At 54.9% G+C, this 25,198-nt stretch carries 4 protein-coding genes; 2 read left to right on the top strand and 2 right to left on the bottom strand.

The window, feature by feature from the left end; translation table 11 throughout:
- Positions 1-58: 58 nt before the first annotated feature.
- Together Q4579_RS04085 and Q4579_RS04080 are read right to left on the bottom strand one after the other, a co-directional pair.
- Entirely contained in the window at positions 59-1,747 is a 1,689-nt protein-coding gene (locus Q4579_RS04085) for an NAD-dependent malic enzyme (RefSeq protein WP_303561828.1), read from the bottom strand.
- A 331-nt stretch (positions 1,748-2,078) separates the two neighbouring features.
- Positions 2,079-2,537 (bottom strand): TerB family tellurite resistance protein, encoded by a 459-nt coding sequence (locus Q4579_RS04080; protein ID WP_303561826.1) that lies wholly within the window; start codon positions 2,535-2,537, stop codon positions 2,079-2,081.
- A gap of 204 nt (positions 2,538-2,741) precedes the next feature.
- Between Q4579_RS04080 and hrpA the strand changes: the two genes are divergently transcribed.
- Both hrpA and Q4579_RS04070 read left to right on the top strand, forming a co-directional pair.
- A complete protein-coding gene (hrpA, locus tag Q4579_RS04075; RefSeq protein WP_303561825.1) occupies positions 2,742-6,665 on the top strand; it encodes an ATP-dependent RNA helicase HrpA in 3,924 nt (1,307 codons plus the stop codon).
- A 672-nt stretch (positions 6,666-7,337) separates the two neighbouring features.
- Positions 7,338-25,136: a non-ribosomal peptide synthetase gene (locus tag Q4579_RS04070; RefSeq protein ID WP_303561823.1), complete on the top strand. Its 17,799-nt coding sequence runs from the start codon at positions 7,338-7,340 to the stop codon at positions 25,134-25,136.
- Positions 25,137-25,198 lie beyond the last annotated feature (62 nt).

Genomic DNA, 25,198 nt, shown 5'->3' with positions numbered 1-25,198 from the left:
TGCGGAAATTAAAAACCCGCCACTGGTGGCGGGTTTGTTTGGGTGTGAGACCAGCGGATCAGAACGAGGTTCGTTTGTATCGGCGGTAACCGGATTCCCAGAAGTTCGCATCAATTTTTTCCCGGATGCGCTCATCGGTATTTTTCGTTGCTTTGCGTTGCTCCACCGCTTTCTTCGCCACGGCAAAGGCGATATGGCGGGAAACATTCTGGATGTCTTCCAGCGGTGGCAGCAGGGCACCACGGCCATGAATGGCCAGTGGAGAACATTCTGCCAGTGCGCGGCTGCTTTCCATCAGCATTTCATCAGTCACCCGGCGGGCACCCACAGCCAGTACGCCTAAACCAATGCCCGGGAAGATGTAGCTGTTGTTACACTGGGCAATCGGGTAAGTCTTGCCGTTGTAGACCACAGGCTCGAACGGTGAACCCGTTGCAACCAGTGCCTGACCATCCGTCCAGCGAATCAGGTCTGCCGGCATGGCTTCAACACGGCTGGTTGGGTTGGACAGCGGGAAAATGATCGGACGCTCACAGTGCGTATGCATTTCGCGGATCACTTCTTCACTGAACAGGCCCGGTACGCCAGAAACACCAATCAGAATGGTTGGCTTGGCATTGCGCATCACATCCAACAGAGAGATATTGTTGTCGTCGGTTTCCCATTCGCTGATGCTCTGACGGGTCTGAACCAGTTTCTTCTGGAAGTTCACCAGATTTGGCATGTCATCCAGCAGCAGACCCCAGCGATCCACCATGAAGACCTGGCAGCGTGCCTGTTTCTCTGAAATGCCTTCAGAGACCATCTGTGCAATGATTGCTTCTGCAATCCCGCAACCGGCGGAACCTGCGCCCAGGAAAGTAACGCGCTGTTCAGACAGTTTGCTGCCTGCCGCTTTACAAGCAGCCAGCAGCGAACCCACTGTCACTGCGGCAGTGCCCTGAATGTCATCATTGAAGCAGCAGACTTTGTCTTTGTAACGCTCCAGCAATGGCATGGCGTTTTTCTGTGCAAAGTCTTCGAACTGGATCAGGGCATCCGGCCAGCGGTGTTTCACGGCCTGAATGAACTCATCCACGAAATCTTCATATTCTTGACCCGTGATCCGGGTATGACGCCAGCCCATGTACATCGGGTCAGACAGACGCTGCGGGTTATTGGTCCCCACATCCAGAACAACCGGAAGCGTATAGGCCGGGCTGATCCCTCCACAGGCGGTGTACAGCGAAAGCTTGCCGATAGGAATACCCATACCGCCAATGCCCTGGTCGCCCAGACCCAGAATTCGCTCACCGTCCGTCACCACAATCACTTTGACGTTTTGACGGGACGCATTGTTCAGCATATCTTCAATGCGGTCACGGTTCGGATAAGAGATAAACAGACCACGACCACGACGGTAAATATTGGAGAAGTTCTCACAGGCTGCGCCAACAGTCGGCGTATAGATGACTGGCATCATTTCCGTGATATGGTTTTCAACCAGACGATAAAACAGGGTCTCATTGGTATCCTGAATGTTCCGCAGATAGATATGTTTGTCCATATCGTTATCAAACTTCAGGTATTGCTGGTAAGCACGCTCCGTCTGTTCTTCAATGGTTTCAATCGCTTCGGGTAAAAGGCCTTCCAGGTTAAAGAACATTCTCTCTTCGACAGAGAACGCGCTTCCTTTGTTCAGGAGTGGAGTTTCAAGCAGGGCCGGTCCGGCGTAGGGGATATATAGGGGTCTTTTATCGTCTTTCATGCAATAGACTCTGTTTTTGGCTGAAATTGTGGCATTTCTTGTTATGAGTGGGACATCGTAGTCTTATCAACCTTTATATTCAAAGAGAAAATTCAAAAATATTGTTAAAAAGATCAACATTCTCAACTTTTGTTGAACATATCGAGGAATATTCTAAGAATCGAATAACAATAGAGAATAAATTTTGATTGTTATTGATAATTGGTGGATTGAACTTCTTTTCAGGGATTTCTGGTGATTGTCGCTAAGAATGGGGTGATTGGCAGGAAGATACGCTGAAATCACCCGTTTTTCGTCTTGTGCGGTGCGAATGACTGATGCAGCGGAGGGATTACTCGGAAGCACCGGCCTGTGCGGATAACTTCGCTTTAATGAAGGTTGCATGATCCACATAAATCAATTCGGCAACCTGACGAATGACCGCTTCTTCCAGCGGGTCGAGTACGCCATCTGAAAATGCAACCTGCCACATGGCTTCAATGAGCTGGTAGCGTTCTTCTGGTGAGAGCGCCCGCAATTTATTGGTGAATTCATAAACGGAGACCGATTGCTCGCTGCGGGTCTGAGCATCGTGCAGCAAGGTCCGGGCCTGAACGTCATTGACTTCCAGCAATTTCATCAGCAAGTGTACTTTTGCGGTTTCTTCGCTGGGGTCGCGATTGTGATCGGCATTGGCAACTTCACACAGCAGCGAGGCGATAGCCAGGTGCAGCGCGGGGGTATCGACAGCGCCGTCCTCACTGCCATCATTCATGATCTGGCGAAAGAGAATACGTAATTGCTGGAACATAGCCGTTTCCTTTTGAATCACTCATGACTTTATCATTGCAGGGGCAAAACCAAAAATGCAAGCGATTGTTGAACTTTGCCCTTGAGCGGGTTCTGTTGAACCGGAAAGTCTGTGTTAGAATTGCGCCAGTTTTATGATGATCTTGCTCCGGCTCGTTTTCTACCTCATGGCCAGAGCAACCTACTGATACAAGCAGGAATTCACTTGACTCAGTCTACAACGCCTCAAACTGAGCGAACCGACGTTCGTAACAGTGAAAAAACATTAAAAGCCGCGATTCAGGATTGCTTAATCCGCGATCGTTTCCGACTGCACAAACGGGTGCAGGGTGCGGCGAAGATTCAGAACGAGCAGGCTCGTCATGCCGTATTTGATGAGATTGCAATGGAGATTGCCCGGTCGATGCAGGCCGTTGAAACGCGCCGCCAGAGCTGCCCGGCGATCCATTATCCGGAACAGCTGCCGGTCAGCCAGAAGAAAGATGATATTGCCGAAGCGATCCGCAATCACCAGGTGGTGATTGTCGCCGGTGAAACGGGTTCGGGTAAAACAACCCAGCTCCCTAAAATTTGTCTGGAACTGGGCTTAGGCACGACGGGAACCATTGGTCATACACAGCCACGACGGCTGGCTGCCCGTTCGGTCGCGAACCGGATTGCAGAAGAGCTGAACTGTGAGCTGGGCGCAACCGTCGGTTATAAAGTCCGGTTCAACGATCAGGTGTCTGACAAAACCCAGGTCAAGCTGATGACCGACGGTATTCTGCTGGCGGAAATTCAGAATGATAAGTTTCTGAATCAGTATGACACCATCATTATTGATGAGGCGCATGAGCGCAGTCTGAATATCGATTTCATTCTGGGATATCTGAAGAATCTGCTGCCGAAACGCCCGGATCTGAAAGTGATCATTACGTCGGCAACCATCGACCCGGAGCGTTTCTCCAAGCATTTTAACAATGCGCCGATTATTGAAGTGTCCGGCCGGACTTATCCGGTTGAAGTGCGTTATCGTCCGATGGTGGATGACAGCGACGATTCAGACCGCGACCAGCTTCAGGCCATTTTTGATGCAGTGGACGAACTGTGCGATGAAGGGATGGGCGACATCCTGATCTTCATGAACGGTGAACGTGAAATTCGCGATACCGCCGATGCACTGAACAAACGCAATCTGAAACACACGGAAATTGTCCCGCTGTACGCACGCTTATCTGCCAGTGAGCAGAACCGTGTGTTCCAGTCGCACAGTGGCCGTCGCATCGTGCTGGCGACCAACGTGGCGGAAACCTCACTGACTGTGCCGGGGATTAAATATGTGATCGACCCGGGCACGGCGCGGATCAGCCGGTACAGCTATCGGACCAAGGTTCAGCGCCTGCCGATTGAGCCTGTTTCCCAGGCCAGTGCAAATCAGCGGAAAGGCCGTTGTGGCCGGGTTGAAGCCGGGATCTGTATCCGTTTGTACTCGGAAGAAGATTTTTTGTCGCGCCCTGAATTTACCGATCCGGAAATTCTGCGCACCAATCTGGCCTCCGTCATCCTGCAGATGACGGCCATCGGTCTGGGCGATATTCAGGCCTTCCCGTTTGTTGAGCCGCCGGATAACCGCAATATTCAGGATGGTGTGCGCCTGCTGGAAGAGTTGGGTGCCATTAACGACAAAGCCAAAGACCCGCGGAAACGCCTGACCGAGATCGGACGCCAGCTGGCGAAGCTGCCGATTGATCCGCGTTTAGCCCGGATGGTGCTTGAAGCGCCGAGACAGGGTGCTTTGCAGGAAGTCATGATTATTGCGTCGGCGTTGTCGATTCAGGACCCACGTGAGCGTCCGATGGAGAAGCAGCAGGCATCTGATGAAAAGCACCGCCGTTTCTATGATAAAGAGTCCGACTTTCTCACCTTTGTGAATCTGTGGGATTACATCAAAGAACAGCAGAAAGCACTGTCGGGCAACCAGTTCCGCAAACAGTGTAAGAGCGATTATCTGAACTATCTCCGGGTGCGTGAGTGGCAGGATATTTACTTCCAGGTTCATCAGGTGGTCCGCGAACTGAAACTGCGGCATAACGATGAACCGGCCAGCTATCAGTCGGTGCATACCGCACTGCTGGCGGGTATGCTGTCGCATATCGGTCAGAAAGATCAGGAAAAGAATGACTATCAGGGCGCGCGGAATGCCCGTTTCCATATTTTCCCGGGCTCTGGCATTTTCAAAAAGCAGCCGAAATGGGTCATGGTGGCGGAGCTGGTCGAGACATCCAAGCTCTGGGGCCGGATTGCAGCCAAAATTCAGCCAGAATGGGTTGAGCCATTGGCGCAGCATCTGATCAAACGCAGTTACAGTGAACCGCACTGGGAGAAGAAGCAGGCAGCTGTTCAGGCATTTGAGAAAGTCACGCTGTACGGGATTCCGATTATCCCGAAACGTAAGGTGAATTACGGCAAAATCGATCCCGTGATTTGCCGGGAGATTTTCATTCGTTCTGCGCTGGTGGAAGGTGACTGGGAAACCAAGCACAAGTTCTTCCACCAGAACCGACAGTTACTGCGTGAAGTCGAGGAACTGGAACATAAATCCCGCCGCCGGGATATTCTGATCGATGACGACGCCCTGTATGAGTTTTATGATCAGCGGGTTGATCATACCGTAGTCTCCGGTCGTCATTTTGATACCTGGTGGAAAGAAGCCTCCCGCAAAGATAAAGAGCTGCTGAATTTTGAACGGGAGATGCTGTTCCGGGGCGATGCCAGTCATATCACTGAGCTGGATTATCCGAATTTCTGGCATCAGGGCAGCCTGAAACTCAAGTTGAGTTATCAGTTTGAACCGGGAGAAGATAACGACGGCGTGACAGTTCACCTGCCGTTGCCTGTCCTGAATCAGGTGGAGCCGGATGGGTTTGATTGGCAAATCCCAGGCCTGCGTCATGAACTGGTGGTCGCATTGATCAAGTCATTGCCTAAAACGTTACGGCGTAACTTTGTGCCAGCACCGAATTATGCCGATGCTGTATTAGCACGTGTACAGGCGATGTCGGTTCCTTTGCTGGATGCGCTGGAAAAAGAGCTGAAACGGATCACGGGTGTGACTGTGCTGCGGGAAGACTGGCAACTGGCTCAGGTCCCGGAACACCTGAAAATCACGTTCCGAGCGGTGGATCATCGCAATCGCAAGCTTCGTGAAAGCAAAGATTTATATGCGCTGAAAGACAGCCTGAAAGAAAAAGTGCAGGAAACTTTGTCCAAGGTTGCTGACGACGATATTGAGCAGAGCGGACTGACGACCTGGAGCTTCGGCGCGCTGCCGGAGCGGTATCAGCAGAAGCGGGGCGGCTTTGAAGTGAAGGCGTATCCGGCCATTGTGGATCAGAAAGACGCAGTCGGAATCAAATTGTTTGAAACCGAAGAAGAGCAGCAGTCTGTGATGAAGCAGGGGCAACGCCGGCTGGTGCTTTTGAATGTCCCTTCGCCGATCAAATACCTGCACGCCAATCTGCCGAATAAGTCAAAACTCGGACTGTATTTTAATCCTTACGGCCGGGTGATGGACTTGATTGATGACTGCATTGCCTGCGGTGTCGATAAGCTGATTGAGCAAAAAGGCGGTCTGGCATGGGATGCCGAAGCTTTTGAAGCCTTGAAAGAGCACATCAGAGCAGAGCTGGGAGATACGGTGGTTGAGATCGCCAAGCAAGTCGAAGCCATTCTGACCACGGCTTTTTCAATCAACAAAAAACTGAAAGGTAAGGTTGATTTGTCGATGGCGTTTGCCTTGTCGGATATCAAAGCGCAAATTGAAGGTCTGATATTCAAGGGATTTGCGACCGAGTGTGGCTGGCGACGGTTGCCGGACATTCTGCGTTACATGAAAGCGATTGAGCGTCGAATGGAAAAGCTGCCGATTGATCCGAACAAAGATCGGATGCATATATTGAAGGTGGAGTCAGTCACGAAAGACTATCAGGAATTGCTGAACAAAATTCCAAAAGGCCAACCTGTTCCGGAGAAAGTGAAGGAGATTCGCTGGATGATTGAAGAATTACGGGTTAGCTTTTTTGCGCAGCAATTAGGCACGCCTTATCCGGTTTCTGATAAGCGAATAAAAAATGCAATCTCTGAGTGCTAATATTTTTATTCATGCAACTTTCATTTTGCATTCATCTTGAATAAACATAAGGCGGGTTTTGAACCCGCCTTTTTATTATGGCTATTTTTTCTGTCTTGAATAATTTTTTTGGAAAATTAACCTTGATTATTTCCTTTGAACTTTTATGGTTTCATTGGGCAAGCCGTTAATAGTGAAGTTTCACAGGTTTTGTGTATATTGCCATGAAAAATAAAGTTTTTTTTCACGACGGGTTCAAGTTGGATGTCTGTGTTCTCACTGTGATCCTAGTCGTAAAAATTAAACGCCTGTTACACAAAAATGTCACAAATGTTTAGATTTACTGCTACGCGGAAAATTATGTTTTTCACTTTTTCTAATTGATTTTGCTTGTTTTTATATTGATTTCGAGCTCAGTTACATCGATTTTCATCTAGCTTTCTTATCACACGCAAAAATGCTTCTTCTCACTTGATGCGCTTTAGACAACTGAAACTCTCTTTTCTAAACTTCATTTCGCCGAGACGGGAATCAGTAATATCAGACAATAATATTTATATCCCGTTTCTAAATACCCGGTTATTGATTAATCCCGGACATTTAATTTTCACTAGTTCTGTCAGTTGGCGTGTTGTTTGTATGCAGACCGGACGGTGAGTTCTATTGCGTATTAACAATATGATAGGGAATGTTATGAATAAAAAGGCTCACTTCAATGGAAATGAAATTCAGTCTCATCTGTCCAACCTTTCCGAAGAAAAAGAAATACACGCAATCACAACGGCCCAGCATGAGCTTTGGTTAAGTGAACGTATGGCTGTTGAGCAAGCGTATAACTTTTGGGGCTATGGCGAGATTCACGGAGCACTTGATCGATCACTACTTGCCCAAGCGGTGGATGCGATGATCTTCGATACACCGGCCATGCAGGCCAGATTTATCGAGGAAGGCGGAGAATTACATCAATATCATGCCAGCCCTTCTGCAGATACCCTGGAATTCATTGATTTTTCATCAGAACCCGATGCGTTTCAACAGGCTTTGGCATGGATGCGTCAGGATGCGGACACCGTGGTTTCGGTATTGGATCAACCGCTGTATCGTTTCGCGGTTATCGCATTGGCCCCTGAAAGCTATATTTTTTATCGCCGTGTTCACCACATGCTGATTGATGGCCGGAGTGGCGAGGAATTTTCGCGCCGTATCGTGCTTTGCTACAACGCACTGGCGCGTGGGGAATCGGCGCCAAGGTTCGACAACTGCAGTTTTACCCAATTATATGAAAATGACCTCAAGTACCAATCGTCTTCAAGACCCGCCAAAGACAGCCAGTTCTGGCAGCAATATACAGCCCATACACCACACACGCTGACCCGAAAAGAAAAGCGGGTTAATTATTCTGATATGAATATCAGTACACACACCTTGATTCAGGAAGATCTTGATCGAATCGATCAATGTGCGGTACAGGTCGGCGTACACCGGGCGCACGTGCTCGCAACTGCCGTTGCGGCATGTTTTTACAGCCTGACTCAGCAGCCTTCACTGAATTTCAGTTTGCCGGTCACCGGGACAATGGAACGGAACAGTCTCGGGATGACCGCAAACGTTGTCCCGCTGATTTTTCAGCTGGACCCGCAGGCTGATCTGGCCAGTCTGACCAAACAGGTCACAACAGAAATGGGCAAAGTCGTCCGGCGTCAGCTTTATCGGGGTGAAAACATTCGCCGTGACCGAGCAACCGCTGATGCAGCCTGGTTCGGACCAACGATTAATATCGTGACCTTTGATAATGGCGACAGTTTTCTGAACTGTAAAACCCGCTGGCATTACGGTGGCAATATTGCCGTCAGTGACATGCAGATTCTGTTTTTTGAAGACAGACAGGCTCAAGTGATGGATGTGATGTTTGTCGATGCACCCCATATCCATACGCTGGCGCAACTGGAACATTTACAGCAAAGGTTTCAGCAGATTCTGAGAGCCATTTGCCTGCATCCGGAGATGAGTCTGGAAGCGCTGGTACAGGAAGTGAGTCAGAAAGACAAAGCACTTCTGGCCGATAACTTTTATGTCTATCGTCAGGCACCGCCTGCTGGCGGCGTGCTGCGCTGGGATCAGCCTGCGCAGGCGATGCTCCGGCTTGATCATGCACTCAGCCATCCGTCTCAGGGATGTCCGCTCAAACTGGCCCTGCCGGATGGTTTGATCGGTGTCGGGCAGATTGAAATTGAGAAGGATAGGTCAGATGCATTGCCGGGCACTGTATTGAACGTTACTTCAGATCACTGGGAGATAGCCACGTCGGCAGGGACGGTGCGAATCGGTCACTGGTTCAATGCGTCTGGCTCTATCACCTGCGGTGTTCGGCTGGCGCAACAATACAGCATTCAGACGGGGCATCGATTACCGGTGCTGAATGACAGTCAATCCGCGCAGCTTGCCGAACGTTTTTTACAGGGGGCTGATTTTGCCTCTTTCTGGTCGTCTCGTCTGAGTCAGCCCATGCCCTCCGCGTTTCCCGCCCGGCATCACAAGCAAGGTCCGGCTGCATGGCAAACTTCGGATTGGGTGGCAACGGGCGATACCCGGCTCGACACATTGCTGTCGGCTGTTGCTGTCTATCTGGCGAGAATGGGGGCGCAGACTGATTTTCAGATTGGCTGGTTGCAGCGCAGTAAGAATCCTCTGCTTTCTCATGCCATTTTACCGGTGCAGGTCTCGCTCGATCTGACAAAAAACTTCGGGGAAACCCAAGCCTTACTGCATGTTGAATGTGAGCGCGTTCAGGCGCATTTACCTTTTCATCCTGAATTACACGCATTGCTGACCCCATCGTTCCGCTGGCCGCTGGCCGTTGAACTGATTGCGGATCCGCAGGCAGCCCTCGCGCATGCGCCGCAAACCTCCGTTTTGCTGCAGGTGTGTAAACATCAGGGGCAATTTCGCTGGGTGTATGATGAAGCCGCATTAAGTTCGGCCATGATCGACGCTGCCAGCCAGCATTTGCTGCAATTTCTGACACAGGCGCAATTGCATCCGCAACAGCCCTGCCACAGTCTGGCATTCATCAATGCGCAGGAAACACAGTTTCTGACGGAAACGCTGAATGTAACGGCCATTTCTTTTCCAAACAGCGACAGCGTGCATGCCGGGGTTGAAACGCAAGCCGCTCAATCGCCGGATGCCGTTGCGGTCCGTTGTGGTCATCAAACCCTGACTTATGGCCAGTTAAACGCCCGGGCGAATCAGCTTGCCCGTGAACTGATTTTGTATGGCGTCGGGGCTGAGTGCCGCGTCGCGGTCTGTGCTGCGCGCAGCCCGGAAATGATTGTTGCTTTGCTGGCCGTCCTGAAGGCTGGCGGGGCTTATGTCCCGCTTGATCCGGCTTATCCCGGCGAACGGCTCAGTTATATTCTGCGCGACAGCGATCCCGTGCTGTTACTGGTGGATGAAACCGGTCGGCAAGCCTTGGGGGAGACCCATCTTCCGATGCTCCTGCTGGATGAGCCGTTACCTGCCACCATTGCTGCGGATAATCTCGCGGTCCAGATTCAGCCGGATCAACTGGTGTATGTGGTGTATACCTCCGGCTCAACCGGCCAGCCTAAAGGCGTGATGATTGAACATCAGCAATTACAAAACCTGATTGGCTGGCACGCTGATGCCACGGGTCTGACGGCGGGTGATTGTACAACTTCAATGGCAGGGCTGGGTTTTGATGCCTGTGTCTGGGAAATCTGGCCGACGTTGTCCATGGGAGCCACTTTGCTGATGCCGACGCCCGATCTGCTTGGTGACAGCGATGACTTGCTGAACTGGTGGCAGAACAGCGGTGCTCAGGTCTCCTTCATGATTACGCCACTGGCCGAAATTGCACTGTCCAGCCAGCGCTTGCCTTCGCAGTTACGCATCTTGCTGATTGGCGGCGACAGTATTCGTCGATGGCCGCTGACATTGCCGGAAGGGCTGACTTTGCTGAACAATTACGGCCCGACAGAAACTACGGTGGTGGCAACTTCCGGCAACCCGGATACCGGTGCCACGGTGCCATCGATTGGTCGCCCAATTGCCAACACGCGGTTGTATCTGCTGGATGATGGTGGTCAGCCAGTGCCATTCGGGGCGGTGGGAGAGCTGTATGTCGGCGGCGCGCAGGTCGCACGGGGCTACCTGAATCAGCCGGAGCTCACCGCAGCACGTTTTCTTGAGGATCCGTTCCTTGCCGGTGGCCGGATGTACCGGACCGGGGATCTGGTTCGTTATTTACCGGATGGCAGTCTGGAATATCTGGGCCGGAACGATCAGCAAGTGAAAATCCGGGGCTTCCGGATTGAGCTGGGAGAAATCGAAGCCCAACTGACAACGCATCCGGCTATCTCGGATGCAGCGGTGGATGCGATTGCGGATCAGGGCGATGAAAAGCGCCTGGTCGCCTGGGTGGTGTATCAGGCGGCTCAGGATGCAGCAATCAACCCTGTTGATCTGACGGCATATCTTGCCGAACGCCTGCCGGACTACATGATTCCGGAGGCATTCGTCACGCTGGATGCTTTGCCGTTGTCCCCCAATGGCAAGTTAGATCGCCGTGCCTTACCTGAACCGGATCTGCACGCGCAGGGCCGGGCAGCTTATGAAGCGCCGCAATCGGAGGCGGAGAAACAACTGGCGGAGATTTGGCAATCCTTACTCGGTGTCGCGCAGGTTGGCAGGCAGGATAACTTCTTTGAACTGGGCGGGCATTCGTTGCTGGTGGTGAAGCTGAAGGCTCAGCTTCGCGACGCCGGGCTCTCCGCGGATCTGCCGGCCATTTTTGCCTCGCCCACGTTAGCAGAACTGGCGCAAACACTGGGGATGCAAACCGGAATCCGGGTTCCTGAGAATGGGATTCAACCGGACAGTCAGCAAATTACACCAGCAATGTTGCCGCTGGCCGATTTGGCACAGGAGGAGATTGATGCTGTGATCCGATCTGTGCCCGGTGGCATTGCTCAGGTGCAGGATATCTATGCGCTGTCACCGCTACAGGAAGGGATCTATTTCCACCATTTGATGGCTGAAGAAGGCGATCCGTATCTGTTGTCGGCGACTTTGCGTTTCGACAGCCGGGAAAGGCTGGATGACTGGCTGGCCGCCATGCAGCAGGTTGTGAATCGTCACGATATTCTGAGAACGGCTTTTGTCGGGTCGGGGGCGGCGTCTCCGGTGCAGGTGGTCTGGCGGACGGCAACGCTGGATCACCGGGTGATCCAGCTCGATCCGGCAGAGGGCTCTGTCAGCCAGCAATTGTCCACCCGTTATGATCCGAGTCATACCCGGATGGATCTGACGCAGGCACCGTTGTTTCATCTGGTTTCTGCGCAGGAAGCGGATGGCAGCTGGTGTCTGCTTCAGCAATGGCATCACCTGATTGGCGATCACGCCACACTGGCGTTCATGGTGGAGGAAATAACGCAGCTGATGTCCGGGCAGGCTGCATTGCTGAAACCGGTGCAGCCATTCCGCAATGCTGTCGCTCAGGCACGGCTGGGCGTCAGTGAAAGCGAGCATCAGGCATTCTTCCGGGACATGCTGTCTGAGATTCATGAACCGGTGCTGCCATTTGGTTTGACGAATGTCTACGGTGAAGGTTTACAAACGAATGAAGCCCACCTGACCGTTCCGGATTCACTCGATCAGGCGTTGCGCTCGCAGGCGAAGCGTCTTGGGGTCAGCCTGGCCAGTTTGTGTCATCTGGCCTGGGCGCAGGTGCTGGCACGGACCAGTGCCCAAAATTCGGTCGTGTTCGGCACTGTTTTGCTGGGCCGGATGCTGGCGGGCGAGGGTGCCGACAGCGCGATGGGTTTGTTTATCAATACATTGCCACTGCGTCTGGACATGGATGATCGGAGTATTGAAAGCGCGGTGCGTCAGGCGCATCAAAGCCTGAGCGGCCTGCTGGCGCATGAGCATGCGTCTCTGGCACTGGCGCAGTCTTGCAGTGGGCTTGCGGCAGGCACACCTTTGTTCAGTGCACTGTTGAACTACCGGCATAATGAAGGTGCAGAACTGACTTTGCCGCAGGGCGTCAGCCTGATCTCAGCGAAAGAGCGGACCAATTATCCGTTTGCTCTGAATGTGGATGATGGTATGGACTCGATGTCTCTGACGGCACAAGTGATTGAACCGGTTGATGCGGCTCGTGTGTGTGCCTATATGCAGCAAGCTTTAAGCGGACTCGTCAATGCGCTGGCGAAGACGCCGGATTTACCGGTCTGTGAATTGCCGATTCTGCCGGATGACGAATATGACCTGTTGATCAATGCGTTGAACAGCACGACGCGTGATTATAATCAGTCGGCGTGTCTGCATGAATTGTTCGAGGCGCAAGTCGTCCGGACACCGGATGTGACAGCACTGATTTGTGGGGACGCGCATTTGACCTATGCTGAGCTGAATGCGCGGGCCAACCAGCTTGCTCATGCGCTCATGGCCCGGGGGGTCGGGCCGGACAACCGGGTTGCTGTCTGTGCAGAGCGCAGCCTTGATATGGTGGTGGCACTCTTTGGTATTCTCAAGGCTGGTGGCGCTTATGTTCCCCTCGATCCGGCTTATCCGGGAGAAAGGCTGCAATATATCCTGCAAGATGCTGATCCGGTGATGTTGCTGGCTGATCCGGCGGGTCGTCAGGCACTGGGTGAGCACTCGGTCCCTGTGCTGCCGCTGGAGCAGCGACTGCCAGCCGATCTGAGTGCGGACAATCCGATCCCGCAAGCCACCCCGCAGCATCTGGCTTACATGATTTATACCTCGGGCTCGACAGGCAAACCGAAAGGGGCAATGAATGAACATCAGGCGATTGTGAATCGTCTGATCTGGATGCAGGAAACCTATGGTCTGACACCACAGGACAAAGTGTTGCAGAAAACCCCGTTCGGGTTTGATGTCTCTGTCTGGGAGTTTTTCTGGCCCCTGATGTATGGCGCTCAGCTGATCATGGCGAAACCGGAAGGCCATAAAGATCCGGATTATCTCAGTCAGATCATCTCTCGTTACGGTGTCACGACGTTGCACTTTGTGCCCTCAATGCTGCAAAGCTTTCTGGCGTATGAAGGTGCCAGTGAAGGGTGTGATTCTGTGGTGCGGGTATTGTGTAGTGGTGAAGCCTTGCCCGCCAGTCTGGTGACTGAATTCTATCGTCAGCTACCGGAAGCGGAATTACACAACCTGTATGGGCCGACAGAAGCCGCCATTGATGTCACGGCCTGGCATTGCAGCCGATCCCCGGCGCTGGTGAGCGTGCCGATTGGCAAACCAGTCGCGAATACCCGCATTTATCTGCTGGATGAATATGGTCAGCCGGTGCCGCTGGGAGCGGTGGGTGAACTCTATATCGGTGGGATCCAGGTTGCACGGGGTTATTTCAACCGCCCGGAACTGACCGCAGAGCGTTTCCTGAGCGATCCATTTGACGCCGGGCACGGTGGCCGGATGTATCGTACCGGCGATCTGGCACGTTATCTGCCTGATGGCAATATCGAATATCTGGGGCGAAATGATCAGCAGGTGAAAATTCGCGGCTTCCGGATTGAGTGCGGTGAAATTGAAGCAGTTCTGGCTGCACACCCTCAGATCCGTGAAGCGGTCGTCGATGCCAGAGAGGATGCACACGGAGAGAAACGTCTACTGGCTTGGGTGCTGCCGACAGAAGACGGCGTGCCTGAATCGGCGCAATTGCAGGATTATCTGACCGGTCGCTTACCCGACTATATGGTCCCAAGTGCCTTCATTCCGATTCATGCGGTGCCGCTCTCACCCAACGGTAAATTAGACCGTCGCGCTCTGCCTGATCCAGAGGCGGCTGAACACCAGCGAGCCGTCTATGAGGCACCAGCGACGGAAACGGAACAATGTCTGGCGGAACTCTGGGAAACCTTGCTTGGGGTTGAACAGGTCAGCCGCCATGATCATTTCTTTGCACTGGGCGGTCACTCGTTACTGGCGGTCCGGCTGGCCAACCGGATGCAGCAGCTGGGCTATCCATTGCCGTTGCCGCAGCTCTTTGCCAATCCGGTCTTGCATCAGTTAGCCCGTCAGATAGAGCGGGCACACCCAGCGCAATTACCGGCAATCCAGCCCGTGGCACGTGAATCACGTCTGCCGCTTTCTTTTGCGCAGCAGCGCCTGTGGTTCCTGACCCGCCTCGATGGGATGAGCGAGATTTATCATATGCCGATCGCCATTCGTCTGCGGGGTCGCCTGGATATTCACTTCTGGCAGCAGAGCCTGAACACGATTGCTGAACGTCATGAAGTGTTCCGGACCCGGATTCTGTCTGAGCAGGGTCAGCCATATGCACAGGTGGTTGAGGCAGGACAGCTGCCACTGTCGCATCATGATCTGCGTCCGGAAGCCGCGGAAAACGAAACGGAGGCTGAGGTGCTGGCCCGTCAGCTGATTGCGGATGAGGCCGCAAAACCTTTTGATCTGGACAAAGGACCGCTGGCACGGGCAGCCTTGGTTCGTCTGGCAGACGATGAGCAAATCTTCTGCTTTACCTGCCACCATATTATTTCTGATGGCTGGTCCAACGGCATTCTCCTGCAGGAGCTGGCGGCAACATACGCGGCCTTGGTGAACCACCAGCCCGACCCGCTTCCTCCGCTGGCGATTCAGTATGTAGATTTTGCATACTGGCAGAGAGCCTGGTTGACGTCCGACCGGCTCACCGAGCAGGCTCGTTACTGGCAGCAGCAACTGGGCGATGCGCCTGCGTTACTGACCCTGCCAACTGACCGGCCCCGTCCGGCAGTTCAGTCATTCGACGGCGGGGCTGTGCCGGTGAAGATCGGACCGGCACTGGCGCACTCTCTCCGACAACTGAGTCAGCAGCAGGGCACCACGCTCTATATGACGATGCTGGCGGCATGGGGGATCGTGCTGTCCCGGATGTCCGGTCAGCAGGATCTGGTGATTGGCACGCCGGACGCCAACCGGCGACAGTTGGAGACCGAATCGCTGATTGGTTTCTTTGTCAGCACACTCGCATTGCGTTTGGATCTCACAGAGGATCCGTCCGTATCTGCATTCCTGGATCAGGTGAAACACACCTTGCTCGCAGCACAGGCCCATGGGGATTTGCCGTTCGAGCAGGTGGTGGAGCAGGTTAACCCACCGCGTCACCGGGGTTATACGCCATTGTTTCAGGTCATGATGAGCTGGCAGGATGGCAGTGTGCATCAAACCCGCTTGCCCGGACTGACCGCCGAAGCACTGATTGCAGATTACAGCGCGGCCAAATACGACATGACCTTGGATCTCACGGATCATGGTGATCAGGTGGAAGGCTTGCTGTACTTCGCCACAGCCCTGTTTGATCGCAGCACAGCGGCCCGCTATGTCCGCTATTTTGAGCAGGTATTACAGGGAATGGTTCAGGCATCGGCGCTGCCGGTTTCCCGGATTGATCTGCTGACAGAGGACGACCGCCAGCAAATCCTGACGGACTGGAACCAGACCGGACAACCCGCTGCTGATCTGGCATGTATGCACCACAGATTTGAAGCTCAGGCTGCGCTGACACCGGAAGCCATCGCCATCGAATATGGCGACGAGCAACTGACTTATCAGGCGCTGAACCGTCACGCGAACCGGCTGGCACATCGGCTGATGGAACAAGGGGTGGGTCCGGATCGCTTCGTGGCGCTGTGTACCGAGCGCAGCCTGAACACCGTGGTTGCCATTCTGGCGATTCTGAAAGCGGGGGGCGCCTATGTGCCGCTGGATCCGGCTTATTCCGGTGAACGTCTGGAATATATTCTGGCAGATGCGAATCCGGTTCTGCTGCTGGTGGATCAGGCCGGACAAGATGCTCTGGGTCAGCAAGATGTCCGACAGCTGGTGCTGGATCAGCATTCACCCGAGGAAAGCACTGCCCCAGAACAAAACCCGCACGTTCCGGGACTGACGCCTGAGCATCTGGCTTATGTGATTTATACCTCCGGCTCGACCGGCCAGCCCAAAGGCGTGATGGTCGAACACCGTCAGGTGGATCGCCTGTTTACTGCCACCGAGGCTGAGTTTGGTTTCCGCGCCGACGATGTCTGGTGCCTGTTCCATTCCTTTGCTTTCGACTTCTCGGTCTGGGAGCTCTGGGGCGCGTTGCGTCATGGCGGTCGTCTGGTTGTGGTGCCGCAGTCGGTTGCCCGTTCGGCGACCGCGTTTTACCAGCTGATTTGTCAGTCGGGCGTCACGGTACTCAACCAGACCCCGAGTGCCTTTAAAGCGCTGATTCAGGCGCAGGATGAGACCCCCCATCAACTGAGATACATCGTCTTTGGCGGCGAGATGCTGAATCCGGCCGATTTGATTCCGTGGTATGCCCGCCATACTGACAATGCGCCTTTACTGGTAAACATGTATGGCATTACCGAAACCACGGTGCACGTGACTTACCGGGCCATGTCTGTTGCTGATGTGCATGCGGGAGGCAGTCCGATTGGTCGCCGGATTTCTGATTTACGTCTGTATTTGCTGGACATACACGGACAACCGGTGCCGCATGGCGCCGTGGGTGAGCTCTATGTGGGCGGCGAAGGGGTTGCCCGGGGATATCTGAATCGCCCGGCACTGAATGCCGAGCGTTTTATGGCGGATCCTTTCCATGCCGGTGGTCGTGTGTACCGCTCCGGAGATTTAGCGCGTTATCTGCCGAACGGTGAGCTGGAATATCTGGGCCGGAATGATCAGCAGGTGAAAATCCGCGGTTTCCGGATTGAGTGCGGCGAGGTTGAAGCCCGGATCCTGTCGCACGATCAGGTGCGTCATGTCGCCGTGGATGCATGGCAGGGGGATGACGGGGAAAAACGTCTGGTGGCCTGGGTAGTGCCTCAGTCGCAGACAGAGCGTGAGACCTTTGCGGCAACATTGCGCCAGTTCCTGAGCGGATTGTTACCGGATTACATGGTGCCTGCAGCGTATGTCTGGATGGATCATCTGCCGCTGACGACTAACGGGAAGCTGGATAAACGTGCTTTACCGGCCCCGGACAGCGGGGTGGCTGTGCGTCAGGTATTTGAGGCGCCCCGTGGTGAGAAAGAGCAACTGCTGGCGACGTTATGGCAATCCCTGCTCGGTGCTGAACCAGTCAGTCGTCTGGACAACTTCTTTGATTTAGGCGGCCACTCCTTACTGGCGGTCCAACTGGCAAACCGCTTGGAACAGGCGGGCTGGGTGATGCCACTTTCAGCACTGTTCGCGTCACCTGTGCTGCATGAACTGGCCACAACGCTGAGTGATGTTCAGGACAGCCAGACTTTACCGATCCCGGTGATGGCCCGCGAGGGTCAGTATCCGCTGTCTTATGCGCAGCAGCGTTTATGGTTTCTGAATCAGATGGACAGCAGCAGCGACACCTATCACATCCCGCTGGTGCTGGATCTGAAAGGGCATTTGGATCGGGAAGCGTTTTGCCGGAGTCTGGATGCGCTCTATGCCCGTCATGAAAGTTTGCGCAGTATATTTGTGGCGCAGGACGATCAGCCTTCTGTGGTGCTGTTGCCGGAAGGCAGCATGCCTGTTGCGTGGCACGATCTTCGTGGCGAGCCGCTTTCGAAAGCAGCGTTGATGGCTCAGATCCGGGATGTGATGAAAGCACCGTTCGATCTGACAACGGGGCCGCTGATCCGGGCGCATTTGTGGCAGCTTGATGAAGAAAACGCGCGCTTTCTGCTTGTCTGTCACCATATTGTGTCCGATGGCTGGTCCACCAAAATTCTGCTGCAGGAATTGGGAACGCTGTATGGGGCATTCAGTCAGCAACTGCAAAATCCGCTGCCACCGCTGAGCCTTCAGTATGTAGATTACGCACACTGGCAACGGACGCATCTGACGCAGGATAAGCTGGATGCACAAGCGCAATATTGGCGCGAGACACTGGGACAGGCGCCGACGCAGCTCACTTTACCTACCGACAAACCCCGGCCTCAGGTGCAGTCTTTTGCCGGGGCGTCCGTACCGTTTGTGATTGAGCCGAAGCTGACTCAGGCGCTTCGGGCACTCAGTCAGCAACAGGGCATATCGCTGTTTATGACGGTGTTGTCTGCCTGGGGCATCGTGCTGTCCAGACTGGCGGGTCAGGATGAAGTGGTGATCGGAATGCCGGAAGCTAACCGGGGGCGGCTGGAAGTGGAGCCCATGGTTGGATTCTTTGTCAGTACACTGGCCCTGCATCTGGATCTGCGTGACAACCCCTCCGTTGCCATGTTCCTGAGCCGGGTGCGTCAGTCTGTGCTGAGTGCCCGCGAAAACAGTGATCTGCCATTCGAGCAAGTGGTTGAGGTGCTCAATCCGCCCCGGCAGCTCGACCGGACCCCCGTCTTCCAGGTGATGTTGTCGTGGCAGGATGGTTCGGTTCACGCCCTGACTATTCCCGGCCTGGATGTGACGGATGCCGGGCTGGATGATGACATTGCCAAGTTTGATCTGACGCTGGGTATGACCGAAACCGGGGATCATCTGACGGGTTCACTGAACTATGCCACGGCCTTGTATGATCCGCAGACCGTGACGCGATTCACCGGGTATCTGAACGAGATCCTTGAAGCGATGGTGTCGGATCCGGCTCAGCCCGTTTCTCAGCTCAATATGTTGCCTGCGTCGGAGCGGGAGCAGTTGCTGGTGCAATGGAATCAGACGGAACGTCATTATCCGGCCAGCCGATCGGTGCATCAGCTGATCGAAGCGCAGGTCGCCCGGTCACCCCAGACGGTGGCCGTGATCTGCGGTGATGAAGTGCTGAGCTACGGTCAACTGGACAACCGGGCAAACCGGTTGGCACAGGCGCTGGTGGCGAAAGGCGTCAGGGCAGAAACCCGGGTGGCCGTGTGTGCCGCACGGCGGCCGGACATGCTGGTCGCCCTGCTGGCGGTGCTGAAAGCCGGGGGGGCATACGTCCCGCTGGATCCGGTTTATCCTGGTGATCGACTGCAATACATTCTGCACGACAGTGATCCGGTGCTGCTGGTGGCGGATTCCTGTGGCCGGAAAGCGCTGGGAGAAATTCAGCTGCCGGTTCTGGCACTGGATGAACCCCTGTCGACGCCGCTGACGGCTGAGTTACCGGATGTAGATGTCCGTTCGGATCATCTGGCTTATGTGGTGTATACCTCGGGCTCAACGGGGCACCCGAAAGGCGTGATGGTGGAACATGCCCAGTTGCTGAACTTAATCGGCTGGCACCTGGAAACGACCGGCCTGCAAGCCAGAGAAAAAACAACCTGTATGGCCGGCCTTGGCTTTGATGCCTGCGTGTGGGAAATCTGGCCTGCCTTGTCGCAAGGGGCGACTTTACTGTTACCCCCGCCGCAGGTCGCTGGGGACAGTGATGCCTTGCTGAACTGGTGGCATCACAGCGGTGCGCAGGTGTCCTTTATGGTCACGCCGCTGGCTGAAGTGGCATTGTCTGCTGAGCGGGTGCCGCCGACGCTGCGTCAGCTGCTGATCGGGGGAGACAGTCTTCGTCGCTGGCCACTCACTGTGCCGCCGGGGCTGACCGTGGTGAACAACTACGGTCCGACGGAAACGACGGTAGTTGCGACATCAGCAATCCTGAATCTGACGGCTCCCATGCCGACCATTGGCCGCCCAATCAGTAACACCTGTATTTACTTGCTGGATGAAACCGGGCAGCCGGTTCCCCGCGGAAGTGCCGGTGAACTCTATATCGGGGGCGTGCAGGTGGCCCGGGGTTACCTCAATCAGCCGGAGCTGACCGCGGAACGATTCCTGACGGATCCTTTCCGTCCGGGCGGTCGGATGTACCGGACCGGGGATCTGGTTCGCTATTTGCCGGATGGCCAACTGGAGTTTTTAGGCCGGAATGATCATCAGGTGAAAATTCGCGGTTTCCGGATTGAGCTGGGTGAGGTGGAAACGCAGCTCGGAACGCATCCGATGCTGAAAGATGTCGCGGTTGATGCGCTCCCCAGCCGGGCGGGTGACAAACGTCTGGTGGCCTGGGTGGTGCCTGCCGCTGATGAAGAGCACGTAGATGAAGCCGAATTGTCGTCATCATTGCGGGTGTATCTGGCCGAACGTCTTCCGGATTATATGATTCCGGTAGCCTTTGTGCCGATGACTGCATTGCCGTTGTCTCCGAATGGCAAACTGGAGCGTCGCGCCTTGCCGTCACCGGCAGATGAATCGGGCCGTGTTTTCGCAGCCCCGAGCGGGGCGATGGAGATACTGCTGGCGGGTATCTGGTCGCAAGTGCTGGCGATCGAAACGTCGCACATCAGCCGGCATGATAATTTCTTTGAGCTGGGCGGACATTCGCTGCTGGTGGTGAAACTCATGGCTGCGCTGCGCCGCTATGGTTTATCAGCCGGTGTGAATACGCTGTTTTCAGCACCGACGCTGGCTGCACTGGCTGCCGCGCTGGATACACAAACGGTGATCGAAGTGCCTGAAAACCGGATCACCCCGGAAACCACTCAGATCACCCCGGCACTCTTGCCGCTGGCCAATCTGACTCAGCCGGAGATTGATCATCTCATTGCCACGGTTCCCGGGGGGAGCGCCAATGTGCAGGATATTTACGGCCTGTCGCCCTTACAGGAAGGGATTCTGTTCCACCATCTGCTCAGTGAAACCGGCGATACATATCTGCTGTCAGCCATGCTGCAGTTTGAGACCCGGGATCGCCTGAATGCCTGGCTGTCGGCGCTGCAACAGGTGGTGGATCGCCATGATATCCTGCGGACCGCCTTTGTCAGTCAGGGACTTTCGGAACCGGCGCAGGTTGTCTGGCGTCAGGCTCGTCTGCCCGTGACGGAGCTGGCACTGGATCCGGCGCAAGGGAACATTGCCGACCAACTGCTGTCACGGTTTGATTCCCGTCATTCGCGTTTGGATCTGACTCAGGCACCGTTACTGAATCTGGTGATCACACAGGATGAAACCGGACGCTGGCTGATGCTGCAACAGTGGCACCACCTGATTGGCGACCATTCCACCTCGGCGCTGATTGAAAGTGAAATCGCCTCGATTCTGAATGGTCAGGCTGAGACATTGAATCCTGCACCGCATTATCGTGAGGTGATTGCACAGGCGCGGCTGGGGATCAGTCAGGCGGAACACGAAGTCTTCTTCCGGGAGATGCTGTCGGATATCGACGAGCCGGTGTTGCCTTTTGGTCTGAGTGACATTCGCGGGGATGGGCAGGATACGGTGACGTCTCATTTGCGTGTTCCGGCAGCGCTGAATCTGGCGCTGCGGGAGCAGGCGCGGCAACGGGGCGTCAGTTTGGCCAGTCTGTGCCATCTGGCCTGGGCACAGGTGCTGTCACGGGTCACCGGGAAAGATACCGTGGTGTTCGGCACTGTCCTGTTAGGCAGGATGCAGGCCGGAGACGGTGCAGAGCAGGCGATGGGGCTCTTTATCAATACTTTGCCGTTGCGTCTGGATCTGAACGGCACGGATGTGGTGAAAGCGGTGCAATTGGCGCATCAACGCCTGAGTGGTTTGCTTCAGCATGAACATGCCCCGCTGGCACTGGCCCAACGGTGCAGCGGCATGGGGGCAGGCGCACCTTTATTCAGTGCCCTGCTGAATTACCGGCATAACCAGGGCAGTGAACTGGTACTGCCTGAAGGCGTTACCTTACTGAGTGCCGAAGAGCGGACCAACTATCCGTTTGTGATGTCGGTGGAAGACGGCGGCGACTCGCTGGGTCTGACCGCACAAATTGCTCAGGCGGTGGAAGCCGACCGGATCTGCGGTTATATGCTGCAGGCGCTGACGTCACTGGCGCACGCCCTGAGCGAAACCCCGGCCATGCCGGTGAGCACGCTGGAGATTCTGCCTGAAGCTGAATATCGCCTGCAGCTGGAGCGCTGGAATCAGACGGCAATGGACTATCCGGCGGCAGCCAGTATCCAGACGCTGTTTGAACAGCAAGCTGAACGCTGTCCGGCTGCCATTGCGGTGACCGACGGCGCGACACAGGTCAGTTATGCGGCGCTGAATCAGCAGGCGAATCAACTGGCGCATACTTTAATCGCGCAGGGGGTTGAGCCCGGTGATCACGTCATTCTCAAGCTGGGACGCAGTCTGGCGCTGGTTGTTGCCCAACTGGCGGTTCTGAAAGCCGGGGCTGTGTATGTCCCGGTTGATCCGACGCTGCCAGAGGTCCGTCAGGCCTGGATCATCGCCGACAGTGGGGCGCGTGTGATGATTGCACAAAAGGTGGCAACAGAAGGGCTGGTCTGGATCCGTCCGGATGCACTGTCGCCTTGTCAGGAGAATCCCGGCGTCTCGGTTTCCAGCACCCAGGCGGCTTATATCATGTATACCTCGGGTTCGACCGGTCAGCCGAAAGGCGTTATGACACCGCATCAGGGAGTTACGCGTCTGGTGATCAATAACCGGTATGCGGCATTCGACCCGACAGATACCGTGGCCTTTGCCGCGAATCCGGCCTTTGATGCTTCAACGATGGAAGTCTGGGCGGCGTTGCTGCACGGGGGCCGGCTGGTGGTGATTGCACCGGACACCATGATGGATGCGGCTCAGTTCGCACAAACGCTGGCAACCCATCAGGTCACAACGCTGTTTCTGACAACCGCGCTGTTTAATCAGTATGTCCATGTGATTGGGGAGACGCTGTCACAACTCAGGTATCTGATTTGTGGCGGTGAAAAAGAAGATCCGGCCGCATTCGAGGCACTGCTGGCTCTGGGTGGGCGTGTCAGACTGATTCATGCTTACGGGCCTACGGAAACGACGACTTACGCCACCACGGCGCAGATCGATCGTGTGCATGGCCGCTCACGGTTGCCAATCGGTAAACCAATCGGTAATACCCGTACCTATGTGCTGGATACACAAGGCCGGGTTGTTCCTCGCGGTGCGGTCGGGGAGCTCTATATTGGTGGTGTTGGTGTGGCACTGGGGTATCTGAACCTGCCGGAACTGACGGCCGAACGCTTCCTGCCGGATCCGTTCAATATCGGCGGGAAGATGTACCGGACCGGCGATCTCGTGCGTTATCTGCATGATGGGAATCTTGAATATCAGGGGCGGAATGACCGTCAGGTGAAAATCCGGGGATTCCGGATTGAAATGGGTGAGATTGAAGCGCAGCTTCTGAATCATCCTGCGCTGCGTGATGCCATTGTCGATGTCCGCAAGCTGGGTGAGACACAAGGGCTGGTGGCCTGGCTGACGACTTCACAGCCAATCCGGCCTGCTGCCGCAGAGATCCGTCAGTATCTGAGCGAACATTTGCCGTCTTATATGCTGCCGTCGTCTTTTGTCTGGCTGGATCAACTGCCGCTGACCCCCAATGGTAAGGTCGACCGTCGTGCACTGCCGGAACCGGAGAGCCAGGATTTTGCCGGTCTGACTTATGTGGCGCCCGCAGGGGAAACGGAAATGCTGCTGGCACAACTGTGGTCTGAACTGCTGGGGGTTGCACAAATTGGTCGTCAGGATCATTTCTTTGAACTGGGCGGTCATTCTTTACTGGCCGTGCGGCAAGTCAGTCTGGCGCAGCAACTGGGACTGGAGATACCGGTACAGGCAATTTTCGATTATCCGGTTCTGGCCGATTTGGCTGCGCATCTGGATCAGGCGCACACCGGGCAGCGTCCGCGTGTGGCACTGCCAGCGCGCCGTTCAGGTCAGCAGTCACCGTTATTCTTCCTGCCAACGGGCTTTGGGGATTACAGCTATGTCTATGAGATGGCAAAAGCCCTGAATCCGGATCACCCGGTCTATGCCGTGCCCTGGCCGGATATGTCGGAAGCTTTGCCGGACACCATGGCACAGATGGCGCAACGCTGCGCAGAGATGATCCGTCAGGTTCAGCCGCATGGGCCATATCATCTGTTTGGTTATTCTTCCGGCGGCGTTCTGGCTTATCAGGTGGCGGCTTTACTGGAGAACAGCGGAGAGCCGATTGCCTTCCTTGGGTTGTTCGATACCATGCGTCCGCAGCAGGCCATGCAACGTGAGACACAGTTGTTCCTGAGCTGGCTGGAAGTCGAGCATGCGGATCTGCCAGAGGAATTGATGGCGCGTTTCCGGGCGATGTCGCTGAAAGACATCTTACTGACGCTGAACGAGATGGGAATCCGGACACTGATGGCCGATCCGCTTCAGGAACTGTCCCTCTGGCAGCAGCGATACCACTATGCAACGCTGGTGGGCAAGACACAGATTGTGCCGCAGCAATTCAGTCTGCATCTGTTCAAGGCGAAAGAGATGATGCCGCCGATTCGCAGTGAGGATCTGATTCAGTACTGGAACAGCATCAAACCGGCCGGGTTCTGCCGTGACGATGATTCTGCACTGGGCTGGGAATCTCTGCTGCCTGCGTCGTTACTGAAGGTACACCGGGTGGATGGGGATCATGGCACCATGGTGTCGGATGCGCAGAACCGGGCGCAGCTGGGGGATTGTATCAATCAGCTCCTCTCGCCGGATGCCGTCGGGAAGGAGGCTGACGTTTAATCTGACGAATCAGAGATAAAAAACCGGTGCGAGAGACGCACCGGTTTTTCTTTGCATCCGTT

The organism is Photobacterium sp. 1_MG-2023 (genome assembly GCF_030547945.1).
GTDB lineage: Bacteria > Pseudomonadota > Gammaproteobacteria > Enterobacterales > Vibrionaceae > Photobacterium.
Note: the sequence above shows the minus strand (reverse complement) of the source record. Positions and strands in the feature narration are given on the sequence as shown.